The organism is Streptococcus sanguinis (assembly GCF_026781265.1).
GTDB lineage: Bacteria > Bacillota > Bacilli > Lactobacillales > Streptococcaceae > Streptococcus > Streptococcus sanguinis_T.
Window position 1 is genome coordinate 43,352 of the sequence record NZ_JAKUVC010000007.1, and the last position, 13,868, is coordinate 57,219.

The window sequence follows — 13,868 nt, forward strand, 5'->3', positions numbered from 1 at the left end:
TGTAGTCTTCAGCTAGATTATGCTTTACCTTCTCATTTCAATTCTTTAGCCAAGATACTCATGTTTTCTTCTAGATTCTCTAGGTAGTTTTTATCATTTTGAGGATCTGCTTCCAAAGGATTGAGAGTTTTTAGCCTGACACCTGTTGACTTTACGAGCGTTTCTGCCACTTTCGACGATGCATTACTTTCGGTAAAAATCGTCTTAACTTTATAGGTTTTCACAAATTCTTGAATTTCAGTAAGCTGCCTTGCATTTGGCTCTTGTTCAGGAGAAATCCCTGCAATACCTAGCTGCTGCAAACCAAACCGCTTTGCTAAATACGAGAACGCAGTATGTTGAGTGACGAAAGTCTTTTGCTTAGCCTTTTCAAAGATTGGTTGGTATTTTTTGGTCAATTCTTGAGCTTTAGCAATGAATTTCTTAGCATTTTTTTGATATATTTCCTTATGTTCTTTATCGAGTTCAGATAGCTTATCCGCAATAATCTGCGCTTCTTCACCAGCTTTTTCAGGATCTAGCCATGTATGAGGATCGTAGAGAGTTTTTTCATCGATTCCTTCGCCAGCTTCCACGTCTTCCAAACCCGGTACACGCTCCAAGGTCATTCCTTCGGATGCTTCCAGCACTTTCACCTTAGATTTTTGCAAATTTGGATCTAGGCTCCCCGCCCATGACTCTAAGGTATGTGAATGATAGACAAAAACATCCGCATCATAGATAGACGCTATATCATTAGCTGATGGTTCAAAAGAATGGATCCCTGTACTAGATTGAATCATGCGAACATCATTCAAATCACCAGATACTTCTTTAACCATGGCATAAACCGGATAAAAACTGGTCACAATCTTCAAACCTTTAGCTTGTTGTTCTTCTTTCTGAGTACACGCTCCCAGCATCAGAGCTAGTATACTCAGCGTTATTAATACTGCAGTTCTTTTCTTCATATTAACTCCAAAATTGTTGGTTCATCTTTTATTTATCAATAAAACATTCATATCTAAAAACAGATAAAAATCAAGGTGTTGTTTCTGTATTAGTAGCAGGTGTTGAAACAGCTGATTTCAACAAGGTTAACAGTTTTTCTACTTCTGCCATGATGTTATTATTATCCATAGTCCCTAAATTAAGATTATTTCGCAATCCTGTTAAGGTCTCAGTTGCATTGGATTTCAAACTTGGATCCGTCGTCTTTTCAAGTAAGTCTTCCGCCTCTTGCAGCTTAGCTTCTACTTTAGCAGTTTCAACTTGAGGTACTTCTGGCTCAGTTGGTGTTTCCTCTTCAACTTCTTCTTGAGGTTTCTCTGGGCTAACAGCATCCTCCTTGTCATCTTTTTTACCTAAAACATGATCACTTGCATTCCCCCATCCATCGCTAGACTGTGGTCGCTCATCTGGATGTTCAACATAATACTTGATAGTTGCAAATAAATCCTCTAATGTATAGCCATTAGGAGCTCGGTAAGTCTTATCATCGAACCAAGCAAATTTGATGTTGTGGTAGTGATCCTTATGAGGGATAATCAGATTACCATTTTTTACTGCTACAGTATGCTCAACATTGTAAGGCAGACGAACGAGCGGTATCCGTTTCTCTCCTTGAACACGTTCGTAGATAGCAGCCGCACTTTCTCCACTTGGATTGGCTTTGGAATCATCTGTTGGTGCAGGTGGAAGCAGACCTTTTTCTTTAGTATAGGTCTGAGCAGCTGCTTTTTCTTTAGCTGAAAGACTATCTTTTCCTATCCAGTGACTGTGTCCCATATGAGGGGTTACATAAGCATCTCCTTCGTCGCTGATAATATCGCGCGCATCAAAGATATATCCATCAGATGTCGTATATTTGTCAGCTAGCTGGGCTACTCGAACTTCGGTTTCAGTATACTCAATCTGTGAATTTGCTTTGCCGAGACGTTCTGGATGATTGATAGGCGCAAGAAATGCTAATAAGTCATCAATTAATTGCACCTTATCACTTGTTTCATCATTCAAACGCTTGACTAAATCATCCAAGGCTTGAAAATCTGACAAACGTCCCTTATTTTCTAGCAATTGCTGATGAGCCTGAGTCAGAAGACCATATACCTTATCATAAAACTCTTGATCTTTCGGTTCAACTGATTCTTTCTTAGCTTGCAGGACATGAGGTATGCTTTTCTGCTTCGCCAATTTATTTTCAATCGCTGTAATAATCTCTTTAGGCAAGTCTTTAGCTAAAAGATAGCGGGACACTCCTTTATCCTCTAGCACATAACCGTCAGCTATTTTCCTAACGACCTGCTGGATTAAATCCTTATCCAATGAATCCGCATGTTCCAAATTTAACTTTGGAGGAAGAATCGGTTTTAAAGCTGGTTGAGATGGAGTTAGTATCGGAGTTGGTATAGGTCTATAAGGTGTCAATCCTAACATAGGTTTATTAGGCTGACTTATAAGAGGAATTGTCCGAGCAAGCTTTTCTTCCAATGCCGACATTTGTGTATAAGGAATAAAGTGATAATGATTACCATGCGGCACTGCTACTCCATTTTGTGTTCGACTAGTAATTTGTGCTGGATCAAAGATCAAGCCATCTGATTCAACATGACGCTGACTAAGTGGAAGATTATAAAGTTGCTGAAGGAGACCCTTAACATCTTCTCCTTGACTCGGTTGATAGTTGTTTGAAATTTGAGTAAAAGTAGGTTGTGTCTGTATCCAGCCACTGCTTCCATTATTATACGAACGGCTGACTACAGTACTAGCTACTTTTCCTCTACCTGATAGGTAAGCTTGAGCTGCAGCTAGCTCACTAGGCGACAAATCACTCTTTGGGATATAGTGAAAATGATCACCATGAGGTACGATATAGGCATCTCCCGTATCCTCAATAATGTCTGAAGCATTAAAAACATAGCCATCATCTGTTGTATAACGGCCTTGAGCTCTAGCTGTTGCTACTTCATTGCTTATTTTCGTAACATTATGACCATGTTCCTGCTTTTGACGAGTAATCTCTTCCTTACTGCGAATATTATCCGCACGAGCTATATCTTTCAGATAAACATAATATTGTCCATTAACCTTGATAACATATCCACCCTTGACTTCATTGACAATATCCTCAGTCCTAAGTTGATAGTTGGGATCTTTCATCAAAAGATCTTCGCTGAAAATAGCATCATATGGAACTTTCCCATTATAATAATGATAGTGATCACCATGAGAAGTGACATAACCCTGATCAGTAATCTTGATAACAATCTGCTCCGCGTTAATCCCTTCTTTTTTGCTTACTTCGTCAGGCGTTAACTCCTCAGACTTTTGAACAGCTTGCTTACCATCAATATAGCTAACACGATTGGATTTTTTAATCGAACTGTTTGCCTGATAATAACCTAGCTGATGAGCAAAAAGACCCACAGTAGCAATGACAACAATTCCTTTTAAGTATTTCTTATTTTTTTCCATTGGATATCACTTTCTTTTTTGATTATACAGAATTCGCTAAAACTTATCACAATTTACAATTAACTCATAATATACCCCCAAAGAAATCATCTAAATATTTTTTTCTATAAAATATAGCAGAAACTCAATTTTTAACAACTTATTAAACTCGTTAACTAGTTAATTAACTGGTTAATATTTTACTCCTCATCATCTAGTCTGTCAAGATTTTTTTATTAGATTGTAAGAAAAATATTATTTGTTCTTTATTTGTCCAATTGTCATAATACAAAAAAAGCTTATCCTTTCGGATAAACTTTTTTAAAAATATATCAAACTTTTTAAGCTTTACCTTCTGAACCGAATACATCGATACGTTCTTCAACTGATGCTTGGATAGCTTTTACACCGTCAGCCAAGAATTTACGTGGGTCGAAGAGTTTCTTCTTGTCGTATTCTGCTTCGTTTGCTTCGTAGTCACGAGCGAATGCACGAGTTGCGTTAGCGAATGCGATTTGGCATTCAGTGTTAACGTTAACTTTCGCAACACCAAGTTTGATAGCTGCTTGGATTTGGTCATCAGGAATACCTGAACCACCGTGCAATACGATTGGGAAACCTGGAAGAGCTTCTGTCAATTTCTTCAAGTGGTCAAGGTCAAGACCTTCCCAGTTTGCTGGGTAAGGGCCGTGGATGTTACCGATACCTGCAGCCAAGAAGTCGATTCCAGTTTCAACCATTGCTTTAGCGTCTTCGATTGGAGCCAATTCACCTTTACCGATGATACCATCTTCTTCACCACCGATAGTACCAACTTCAGCTTCTACTGAGATACCTTTAGCATGTGCTTTTTCAACGACTTCCTTAGCCAATTTAAGGTTTTCTTCTACTGGAAGGTGTGAACCATCAAACATGATAGAAGTGTAACCAACTTCGATACACTCAAGTGCATCTTCGTAGTGACCATGGTCCAAGTGAATCGCAACTGGTACAGTGATGCCCATTGATTCTACAAGGTTAGCGATCAAGTTGCGAGCAACTTTGTAGCCACCCATGTATTTAGCAGCACCCATTGAAGTTTGGATAAGCACTGGTGCTTTCTTAGCTTCTGCCGCACGCAGGATAGCTTGAGTCCACTCAAGGTTGTTTGTGTTGAATCCACCAACTGCGTAACCATTGTCACGAGCTGCTTGGACAAATTTTTCTGCTGAAACGATTGCCATTCTTATCAGGCCTCCTCTTATTTTTTGTGGTTAAACCACTTACATTGTTTATTTTATCACTTTTTCACTGAAATTGCTAGTTTTTCCTGAAATTTTAAAGAATTACAGGTAGACCCTTAGCCTTTTTAAGCGTCTCTATCGCAAAAAGAAAAAGCTGGCCGAAGCCAGCTTACTTGATGCGGAGAGAGGGACTTGAACCCTCACGACCTAAAGCGGTCACAGGATCCTTAGTCCTGCGCGTCTGCCAATTCCGCCATCCCCGCGATTGAGTACCTTACTAGTATAACAGGACAGCTAAGGCTTGTCAAGAAAATTTTTGACTTTATTTCAAAAAATCAACTTTCTACTCAATCAGCAAATCTAAGAAATCTAAGCGAAAATGAAGCTAAGGCAGGAACATAGAAAACTCAAGGTTGCTGAGTCGCAATAAAGACAGCCACCGTTTGGTCGGGATCGTATTTTTCAAAGTCAATAGTGTAGTCCCGATGAAGCTCACCTGATTCTTCTGCCTGCCAAATCCTCTGCCAAGCATGAAGAATCGCTTGCGGATCCTCCTTATCCGCTTCAAAGACTTGATAGGTCTGCTCGGATGTGTCAAAATCATAGACTTCCCCATCTGTCAAACGGCAGATAGAGAGGCTGTAGTCTCCTTTGTAATCATTGGCATAGTCATGATAGACGGCATAAACCGGCTCCCCCTCAGCAAAAGCTTCTTTCACAGCTCCCTCTTGTTGCTGCCAGAGAGCTTGGATTTTTTCTATACAATGCTCATCTTGAAAATTATTAGTACGAATACTAGCTAAAATGTTTAGAAACATCTTCTTCCCTCCTTTTATTTTTCATTATAACATTTCTCTAGAAAAATCGCTTATCCTAGAAAAAGCAAGTCTATCTCTCCTGGCTCTTTTCTACCGCTGCTGTGACAAATGCCCTATAAAGACCTTCAGGTCGGTTCGGTCGGCTGGAAAGCTCTGGGTGATACTGACAAGCAACGAAGAATTTGTTTTCTGGGATTTCTACTATTTCGACCAAGCGATTGTCTGGTGAAACTCCTGAAAATACAAATCCGGCCGCCTCAAACTGCTCGCGGAAAGCATTGTTAAACTCATAGCGATGGCGGTGACGGCGCTGCACGACTTCTTGATGGTCGTAAGCTGCTGCTGCCTTAGAGCCAGGCTTAAGCTTAGAAGGATAGAGCCCCAGTCTCAGCGTCCCACCCAAGTCTTCGACATCAATCTGATCACGCATGAGATCAATAATCGGAAATGCTGTGTCTGGATTGAGCTCCGCTGAGTTAGCATCTGCCAATCCCAGGACGTGACGGGCGAATTCGACACAGGTTAACTGCATACCCAAGCAAATACCCAACATAGGCACATCCTGCTCACGCGCATAGCGGATTGCCTGAATCTTACCCTCAGTTCCTCTCTGACCAAAGCCGCCCGGAACGATAATCCCATCCGCACTTCCAAGAAGCTCTGCAGCGTTTTCGACCGTTACCTGATTCGCATCAATCCAGTTAATCTTAACTTCCGCATCATTGTCATAACCTGCATGCTTGAGCGCTTCAACAACTGAAATATAGGCATCTGGCAACTCGACATACTTGCCGACCAGAGCAATACGTACCTGCTTTTCCAGACTCATTACTTTCTCTACCATGGCTGACCACTCTGTCATATCTGCTGCCGGCACATCCAGTTTCAGATGGTCACAGACGATTTGGTCCATATTTTGAGCCTGCAAATTGAGAGGAATTTGGTAGAGATGCTCTACATCCAGCGACTCAATGACCGCCTCCGGCGCCACATCACAGAATTGAGCCAGCTTATTTTTGATATTTTGCCCAGCTGGATCTTCTGTGCGGATGACCAGCATATTAGGCTGAATCCCCAGACCGCGCAACTCTTTGACAGAATGCTGAGTCGGCTTGGTCTTCATTTCTCCAGCTGCCTTGAGATAGGGCAGGAGAGTCGTATGGATATACATGACATTGTCTGCTCCGACATCCGCCTTCATCTGGCGCAGAGCTTCTAAGAAAGGAAGAGACTCGATGTCGCCCACTGTACCTCCGACCTCGGTGATAATCACATCCGAGTCAGTCGTCCGTGCAGCCCTCTTGATCTTGTCCTTGAGAGCATCCGTAATATGCGGAATGACTTGGACCGTTGCCCCCAGATACTCGCCTTTACGCTCCTTGCGCAGGACTTCGCTATAGATTTTACCAGTGGTAACATTGGAGTATTTATTGAGATTGATGTCAATAAAACGCTCATAATGTCCCAGATCCAAATCTGTCTCGGCTCCATCATCTGTCACAAACACCTCCCCATGTTGATAAGGGCTCATGGTACCAGGATCAATGTTGATATAAGGATCAAACTTCTGAATCGTAACCTTGAGGCCTCGATTCTTCAAAAGTCGACCCAAGCTAGCTGCCACAATCCCTTTCCCGATAGAAGAAACTACACCGCCAGTGACAAAAATATATTTAGTTGACATACGTGCTCCTTTTCATAAAACAATTCATTCCAGCAACCACGTCGTTGCTGGAAACTTATCTAGAGGAGGATTTTCCATAATCTGTCTGAAAAAGAAAAATAGCTCCCTGAAAACAGGAAGCTCTGACCTCTAAAAGAGGTGCCCGAACAGTATGATATCGCAAACCTAAAAAACTGTCAAATGTCTTCAGTCGGTTTTCATCCATTTTCCTCAATACTAATGACATGTGTTTCAAATTCTACATCGGGCATGCACTCCGCTAAATCGTGTCGGATTCGTTCCAAGGCTTCCAGACGCATTTCGACAGAGGTATTGGCATTCCCCTGAATGATGAAAATAGCATCCTTGGTCTCCTCATCAAACTTATAATAATCGCTGTCACGAACATCCAGCCAAGCCAAAATGCCTTTGGCATCCCGATAAACATAGTCTGTCTCGGCAACATGCTTCTCCTTGGACAAAATAGGCAGAAAGACATCTTCCTTTTGGCTTACGGTGAATTCTATCTGGCCATCAATCTTATCAAAATCATGCCCTCCAATAGCCAGTAGAGAATGCAGGGCTTCGACATTATAAATATCAATAATGCTATTAATATGAGGGAGCGAGCCTCGGTGCTGGATATTGCGAATCAGAGCGGGAACAGTCGGAGGATTCTTCTTGACACTGCGGCCTACACGCTGGAGTATTTCTACATAACCTTGAACCACTGGCGACTCAAGCACCTCATCCAAGTCACATTCCAGAGCCCAGTCTTCCATTTCCTTTTTCTTTTTTAGAAATGAGGGAGACAGTTCTGCATGAGGATTGACATTCTTGGCAATCCCAATAACGACACTCTTAATGCCTAAATCACCCAGGCTCTTATTAATGACAAATTTCATAGCAGCTTACCTCCGTCTTTTCTTTATTAAATTTTATTAGTATTCTACACCTTCCGAACTTATATTTCAAGGAACATTAAAAGAAACAAAGGATTTCGTCCCTTGTTTCTTTTGGTTGTTCTATTCTTCCTCTTCGGTCTCCGTGTCTTCGTCAGAGTAGTCGTCATCTTCTTCGTTGAGTTCGACTTCTTCACCTAGATCATCTGGAGCGATTTCGTTGATTTCAGCATCGTAAGCTTCCACTTCGTTCTTCTCATCGTCCGGATTTTCCTCGTCGTATGAGAGAGCTGGGTCTGCTTCGTAGCCGTCCTCATCTTCTGGATCGTCATCACTGTAGTCAATAGCATCCTCGTCGCCATCCATAAAGGCATTAACGCGTTTTTTCTTACGTTTCTTAGGTGCGTCATCCTCATCAGTTTCTTCCAAGGCGATGATTTCTTCATCCACTTCGTCGATAGCATACCATGAACGCAGACCCCATTTATTATCTCCCAGCGGGATAAAGCTGCCGTCTACATTGAGTTCTGTGTAGAATAAAGGCAGGGCATCGCGAATCTCACTGTTTGATTTTTCCAGATAGTTTTGAATTTCATTGACCAGATCATTAAAATACATCTCATGGTCGCGGCCGCGGGCTTCCAAAATGGCACGCGCCACTTCAATCATAGAAAGCTCACTTTTTTCCTGTCCAGCAAATACTTCTAATTCCAAGGCTTTTCTCCTTTTTTGTCTTTCCTTACTATTTTACGCTAATTTCCAAAAATAGTCAAAGGGTTACCATTTATATTTTAAGTTAAAATTTTTCAAATTTCTAAAAAAACGAATCTGAGCAAATCAACTACAGTATGAGCTGTTATAGCGCTGTAGAGCCACTGTTTCCGAAGCAAAAAAGCAAAAGGCAAGCCGAAAACAAGACTAAGAATAACGACACTTCCTATATCAAACTTTTCCAAACCAAAGTGAATCAGAGTATGAGGCAAGGTCAGAATACCATAAACCAGCATATTCTCCATTTTTGAAAAAGTATCTTTTTTAGTCAGGTAAATGATAATAGCAAAGAAAAATAGTCTAAAAGCTACTTCTTCAAATACACCTGCGCGAAGAGCATCTAGGACAGGCTGAATAGGAAAAGAGTCTGGTAGACTCATAGGCTTGTGGGCCAAAACGAGATTGAAGAACCCCAGCACAAGTCCCACAAGAAGCCCCGAAACCAAAGCAAGAGCTGCTTGTTTCAGACTATCAAGTTTTAAAAGGGTTCTGTATTTTTCATTTTCCTTCAATAAAAGACTGCTAGCCAGATAAGTCAGGACAGTCAAAGCAGCAAAAATAGGATTCGAAAAGATGGCCAAAAAACCTAGAATAATAGCTGTTATCCAGTCACTTTTTGAAAGTTTGCGGTAGTTCTCAGCAATTACGGTCAGGGCCATACCAGCTAATAAAAGGAGACAAAAAAGCGCTGCATTATGAAATAAAAGATTGACTATTAGCCAATAGAAAATAAAAAAGAGAAGAAGCAAGCCTAGCTTTAGATAAGATTTTTTACTGCTTTTCATGCTCGACCTCCTTCACGCGTTCTATGGACTAGCGACAGAGCAGGATTTCCTTTTAACTATACTATTATTATAGCAGAATCCCCTCTTGTTTTCTAAAAAAAGGAGGCAAGAATGATATCTTGCCTCTTTCATCTTTATTTCACTTTCGCAGTGCTTGTAATCACTTCAACAGCTTTCTTGATAGCAATGTCATGTTTCAGCATGTCTTCTGACAGCAATTGACGAACACGTTCCACTTCCATGTTGTAGTCTGTAGCCAGTGAAGTTACTTCTGCTTCGATTTCTTCTGCGCTAGCTTCAAAACCTTCTGCCTTAGCAACAGCTTCTACGACAAGGTTTGTCTTAGTGCGTGACTCAGCATCTGCTTCGTATTGCTTGTGCAGGTCTTCCTGACTAGTTCCAGTGATTTGGAAGTACATGTCAGGTGAGATTCCTTGGCGTTGCATGTTGCCCAAGAATTCATTAACAGCGCGGTGTACTTCTTCGTGGACCATTTCTGCTGGCAAGTCAACGATTTCAGCGTTTGCTACTGCTTGATCAATAGCTGCTGCTTCTACCGCATCATTATAAGCTGTTTCCTTAGCTTCTGACAATTCTTTGCGGTACTTTTCTTTCAGCTCGTCAAGAGTTTCCACTTCTTCGTCGATATCTTTTGCAAGTTCATCGTCCAATGCTGGAACTTCTTTTTCTTTAACTTCGTGAATAGTTGTCACAAACTTAGCTTCCTTGCCTGCCAAGTCTTCTGCTTGATAGTCTTCTGGGAAAGTTACGACAACATCCACTGTTTCGCCTGCACTGTGACCAACCAACTGCTCTTCAAATCCTGGAATAAATTGGCCGCTGCCTAGTCCAAGTGAGAAGTTGTCACCCTTGCCGCCGTCAAATTCAACGCCGTCAACAGATCCAACAAAGTCAATCACAACTGTATCACCGTCAGCTGCTGGACCTTCTTTGAGAACCAACTCAGCCAAGTTGTTGCGCTCACGCTCAATGCGCTCATCTACTTCAGCGTCAGTCACTTCTTTAGTCGCTTCAACAGTTACTTCCAAGTCTTTGTAAGCACCCAGCTTAACTTCTGGCTTAGTGACTACTTCAGCTTTGATGACCCAGTCTTGGCCTTTTTCCATAGACTCGACATCAAACTGAGGTTGAGCAACTACTTCGATACCTGCTTCTTTGACAGCCGCTTCGTATGCTTCTGGAAGAAGAGCGTTCAAAGCATCTTGGTAGAGGGCTTCTTCACCAAAACGTTGGTTGAAGATAGCACGTGGAAGGCGACCTTTACGGAAACCTGGTACAGCAATATCTTTTTTTACTGAGTTAAATACGCGATCCAAGGCTGGCTTGATTTTCTCTTGACTGATGCTAAAAGTCAAAAGACCGCGATTTGTTTCTTTGTTTTCAAATGATACAGACATTCTGTCATTTCTCCTTAAAATTTATTGAATACAACCCATTATAGCATAATTAGAGTTTTTTTCAAAATTATTTTTCCTTTTATCCCTTCCTGATCTTATCCTCTGTATAGGCCGCTCTGGCGCCGCCAATTAGCTTGGGACGGCTGGCTAAAGCCGTGACATGGGCAGCTCCCAATTCCTTGAGAATCGGTCGGATAGGAATCTGCACGTGCTTGACATGCATGCCGATAGCAGTATCGCCAATATCCAGCCCCGCCTGAGCGACAATGAACTCTACCTCAACAGGATCCTTCATGTATTGGAAAGCTGCTAGCTGACCGCTGCCCCCTGCATGAAGAGTAGGCAGAACATTGACAATTTCCAAATCCTTCTTGTTTGCCAAGGCTCTTTCGACTACGAGGGCGCGGTTGAGATGCTCACATCCCTGAACTGCTAGAAAGATACCCTTCTCTTCTAAGATATCCCGTATGGTTTTGACAATGACCTGTCCAACTTCCAGACTGGAATTCTGACCGATATGGCCTCCGACAACCTCACTAGAGGATAGACCCAGAACAAAAATATCTCCTTCGACCAAGACAGCCTTGTCCAAAACATCTAAAACAATCTGACGAGTTTCCGCTCCAATCTTAGCTAAGTCCATGTCTCACCTCGTTTATTTCACTGTGACTGTCTTTTTCAAACTCTCTGGGAAGGCTTTGTAGAGGGCAAAACCGACTGCTAAACCAAAAGCATTCTGCATAAAATTGCCCAAGATTCCAGCCAGGCCTGCTCCGACACCATTCATGATGCTGTCAAAGAGAGCGTAGCCACCTACCATAGCTACTGCGGCCAAGACCAGCCCAAGGTAGCGTTTCTTGCCCTCAAAGCCAGCAAAGAAGCCTTGAAGTCCGTGGCAAATCAGACTGAAAATCATCCACTGAGGATAGCCAGCAATCATATCAATCAAAAAGCCTGAGAGTCCTCCGACAATAGCTGCTTCCTTGCGGCCAAAATAGAAGGCTGTAAAATAAATCCCTGCATCCAATAGGGTCAAAAATCCTGTCGGAGTTGGAATTTTCATAAAATTTCCCAAAACCACAGACAGTGCTGTGATGAAAGCTAAGATAACTAATTTTTTAACTTGATTATTTCTCATACTGAACTACCCCATATTGATCTGAGCGCTGAATCGCTCGGTAAACAAAATCTTTAGAAAATTGAACTGCTGCAAGCGGAGACTTGCCTAGTAGCAGCTGACTGGCAATGCTGGAAGCAAACGTACAGCCCGCCCCTGTATTGTTGCTGGCCAGCACTGGCGATTCCATGACCTCAAACTCTCGACCATCATAGTAAACATCCACCGCCCGCTCCTTGCTTAAGCGATTGCCGCCCTTAATCACCACATGCTTGGCTCCCAAATCATAGAGCTCCTTAGCAACAGCCTGCATATCCTCCAGACTTTTGATTTCTTTTTCGGTCAATAGCTGAGCTTCTGCCAGATTTGGTGTGATGATGCTGACATAAGGGAAAAACTTGATAATTTCTTCTCTCAGTGCACTGACTTCCAAGTCATGATTTTCCTTGCAGACCAGAACAGGATCCAGCACTACGGGTATATCCGCATGCTGCTTGACAAAAGCCAATGCCTGCTCTGCTATTTCCAGATTGGGTAAAAGTCCTATCTTAATAGCAGAAAAAGGAACATCCTTGAGACTGGCCAACTGCTGGGCAAAAACCTCTTCCTCAACTGGAATAACCTCAAATCCCTTGTCAGTCATCGCGGTCAAGCAAGTCACAGCTACAAAACCATGCAGACCATTGACTGTATAGGTAGCCAGATCAGCATGGAGCCCGCCGCCGCTAAAAATATCATTGCCCGAAAGGGCTAGAATCAGTTTATTCTTCATAACGAATCTCCTTTAGATAGAGGCCGTTTGGACCAGCTGTTGGTCCTGCCAGATGGCGATTTTTTTCCGCTAGTATCCTCTGAATCTGCTCCACCGGCATGCGCTTATTGCCAATCTTGAGCAGGGTCCCGACCATATTGCGGATCTGCTTGTAGAGAAAGCCATTGCCCGAAAAAGTAAAGACCAGAAAATTCCGCTCTGCATCAAAGCGAACCTTGGCCTCGGTAATGGTCCGAACCTTGTCTTCCACGCTGGTTCCCGAAGCCGTAAAACCAGTAAAATCATGCGTTCCCTCTAACTGAGCAATCGCTTCTTCTATCAGACCCAGCTCCAAAGGATAAGGGTAGTGCGTTGCATAATGGCGCATCATAGGATTTTTGGGCCGGCCGATGTCCACCAAAAATTCATAGGTCTTGCTATGCTTATTGTAGCGAGAATGAAAATCATCCAATACCCGCTCCACCCTGATAAAATCAATATCTTCCGGCGTCTGGGTATCCAAGGCAAAACGCAATTTCTCTTCATCCCGCTCTTCTGGTAAATCAAAATGGAGCACCTGGCCCAGAGCATGGACGCCGCTGTCGGTTCGGCCCGCTCCATGAATCACCACAGGCTGGCCTTTATTGATACGGGTCAGGGTCTTTTCAATCTCTTCCTGAACGCTTCTGGCATGGGGCTGTCGCTGAAAACCAGCAAAGCCATAGCCATCATAGGAAATAATCGCTTTATAACGTGTCATGTGTTTATTTTAGCAGGAAAAAAAGCCCCCAGCAAGCCCTAAAAGCAGGAACTGTCTGGGGACAGTTTTTTTGAAAAATATCGTTTAAGAATCAGGAATTTTTTCTGTTCCGACTTGCCATTATGCAACAAAACAATCTATCTGAATCAGACTGTCAGTGACGACACAAACAGAGTAAATTCAAATGGGTTATTGATTACATATTGTTAAAAATCATTATTTGCAGTG

General features: G+C 42.4%; 13 protein-coding genes and 1 tRNA gene. All 14 read right to left on the reverse strand.

The window, feature by feature from the left end; all coding sequences use genetic code 11:
- Positions 1–32: 32 nt before the first annotated feature.
- Positions 33–950, reverse strand: coding sequence for a metal ABC transporter solute-binding protein, Zn/Mn family (locus MK370_RS08605; protein ID WP_002905305.1), 918 nt, complete (start codon positions 948–950; stop codon positions 33–35).
- 70 nt (positions 951–1,020) lie between these two features.
- Positions 1,021–3,453: a pneumococcal-type histidine triad protein gene (locus MK370_RS08610; RefSeq protein WP_268684937.1), complete on the reverse strand. Its 2,433-nt coding sequence runs from the start codon at positions 3,451–3,453 to the stop codon at positions 1,021–1,023.
- A gap of 320 nt (positions 3,454–3,773) precedes the next feature.
- Entirely contained in the window at positions 3,774–4,655 is an 882-nt protein-coding gene (locus MK370_RS08615; RefSeq protein ID WP_002902377.1) for a class II fructose-bisphosphate aldolase, read from the reverse strand.
- A gap of 177 nt (positions 4,656–4,832) precedes the next feature.
- A tRNA-Leu gene (locus MK370_RS08620) sits at positions 4,833–4,918 on the reverse strand.
- A gap of 144 nt (positions 4,919–5,062) precedes the next feature.
- The gene (locus MK370_RS08625; protein ID WP_002908767.1) at positions 5,063–5,473 is read right to left on the reverse strand and encodes a GyrI-like domain-containing protein; all 411 of its coding nucleotides are present in this window, start codon (positions 5,471–5,473) and stop codon (positions 5,063–5,065) included.
- A 70-nt stretch (positions 5,474–5,543) separates the two neighbouring features.
- Positions 5,544–7,157 carry a CTP synthase gene (locus MK370_RS08630; RefSeq protein WP_268684938.1) on the reverse strand — a complete coding sequence of 538 codons (1,614 nt, stop codon included), beginning with the start codon at positions 7,155–7,157 and terminating at the stop codon, positions 5,544–5,546.
- A gap of 197 nt (positions 7,158–7,354) precedes the next feature.
- Entirely contained in the window at positions 7,355–8,041 is a 687-nt protein-coding gene (locus MK370_RS08635) for a B3/4 domain-containing protein (RefSeq protein ID WP_268684939.1), read from the reverse strand.
- A 120-nt stretch (positions 8,042–8,161) separates the two neighbouring features.
- A complete protein-coding gene (gene rpoE, locus MK370_RS08640; RefSeq protein ID WP_002898937.1) occupies positions 8,162–8,752 on the reverse strand; it encodes a DNA-directed RNA polymerase subunit delta in 591 nt (196 codons plus the stop codon).
- 92 nt (positions 8,753–8,844) lie between these two features.
- A complete protein-coding gene (locus MK370_RS08645; protein WP_268684940.1) occupies positions 8,845–9,594 on the reverse strand; it encodes a CPBP family glutamic-type intramembrane protease in 750 nt (249 codons plus the stop codon).
- 134 nt (positions 9,595–9,728) lie between these two features.
- Positions 9,729–11,012 carry a trigger factor gene (gene tig, locus MK370_RS08650; protein ID WP_002927751.1) on the reverse strand — a complete coding sequence of 428 codons (1,284 nt, stop codon included), beginning with the start codon at positions 11,010–11,012 and terminating at the stop codon, positions 9,729–9,731.
- A 79-nt stretch (positions 11,013–11,091) separates the two neighbouring features.
- Complete coding sequence (locus MK370_RS08655) at positions 11,092–11,655, reverse strand: TIGR01440 family protein (protein ID WP_268684941.1); 564 nt, start codon at positions 11,653–11,655, stop codon at positions 11,092–11,094.
- 12 nt (positions 11,656–11,667) lie between these two features.
- Positions 11,668–12,150, reverse strand: a complete 483-nt coding sequence (locus MK370_RS08660) for an ECF transporter S component (protein ID WP_268684942.1) — start codon at positions 12,148–12,150, stop codon at positions 11,668–11,670.
- On the reverse strand, positions 12,140–12,901 hold the full coding sequence (locus MK370_RS08665; RefSeq protein WP_268684943.1) for a bifunctional hydroxymethylpyrimidine kinase/phosphomethylpyrimidine kinase: 762 nt from the start codon (positions 12,899–12,901) through the stop codon (positions 12,140–12,142). Before MK370_RS08665 ends, MK370_RS08660 begins: the two co-directional genes overlap by 11 nt.
- Complete coding sequence (gene truA / locus MK370_RS08670) at positions 12,891–13,640, reverse strand: tRNA pseudouridine(38-40) synthase TruA (protein WP_268684944.1); 750 nt, start codon at positions 13,638–13,640, stop codon at positions 12,891–12,893. The genes MK370_RS08665 and truA overlap by 11 nt, the downstream gene beginning before the upstream one ends.
- Between the last annotated feature and the right edge of the window lie 228 nt (positions 13,641–13,868).

Excerpts from the sequence above, each read along its gene's own strand:
- MK370_RS08635 (WP_268684939.1), bottom strand. The coding sequence starts at position 8,041 with ATGAAATTTGTCATTAATAAGAGCCTGGGTGATTTAGGCATTAAGAGT.
- MK370_RS08610 (WP_268684937.1), bottom strand. The coding sequence starts at position 3,453 with ATGGAAAAAAATAAGAAATACTTAAAAGGAATTGTTGTCATTGCTACT.
- MK370_RS08645 (WP_268684940.1), bottom strand. The coding sequence starts at position 9,594 with ATGAAAAGCAGTAAAAAATCTTATCTAAAGCTAGGCTTGCTTCTTCTC.
- MK370_RS08660 (WP_268684942.1), bottom strand. The coding sequence starts at position 12,150 with ATGAGAAATAATCAAGTTAAAAAATTAGTTATCTTAGCTTTCATCACA.
- truA (WP_268684944.1), bottom strand. The coding sequence starts at position 13,640 with ATGACACGTTATAAAGCGATTATTTCCTATGATGGCTATGGCTTTGCT.
- MK370_RS08615 (WP_002902377.1), bottom strand. The coding sequence starts at position 4,655 with ATGGCAATCGTTTCAGCAGAAAAATTTGTCCAAGCAGCTCGTGACAAT.
- tig (WP_002927751.1), bottom strand. The coding sequence starts at position 11,012 with ATGTCTGTATCATTTGAAAACAAAGAAACAAATCGCGGTCTTTTGACT.
- MK370_RS08605 (WP_002905305.1), bottom strand. The coding sequence starts at position 950 with ATGAAGAAAAGAACTGCAGTATTAATAACGCTGAGTATACTAGCTCTG.
- MK370_RS08665 (WP_268684943.1), bottom strand. The coding sequence starts at position 12,901 with ATGAAGAATAAACTGATTCTAGCCCTTTCGGGCAATGATATTTTTAGC.
- MK370_RS08625 (WP_002908767.1), bottom strand. The coding sequence starts at position 5,473 with ATGTTTCTAAACATTTTAGCTAGTATTCGTACTAATAATTTTCAAGAT.
- MK370_RS08630 (WP_268684938.1), bottom strand. The coding sequence starts at position 7,157 with ATGTCAACTAAATATATTTTTGTCACTGGCGGTGTAGTTTCTTCTATC.
- MK370_RS08655 (WP_268684941.1), bottom strand. The coding sequence starts at position 11,655 with ATGGACTTAGCTAAGATTGGAGCGGAAACTCGTCAGATTGTTTTAGAT.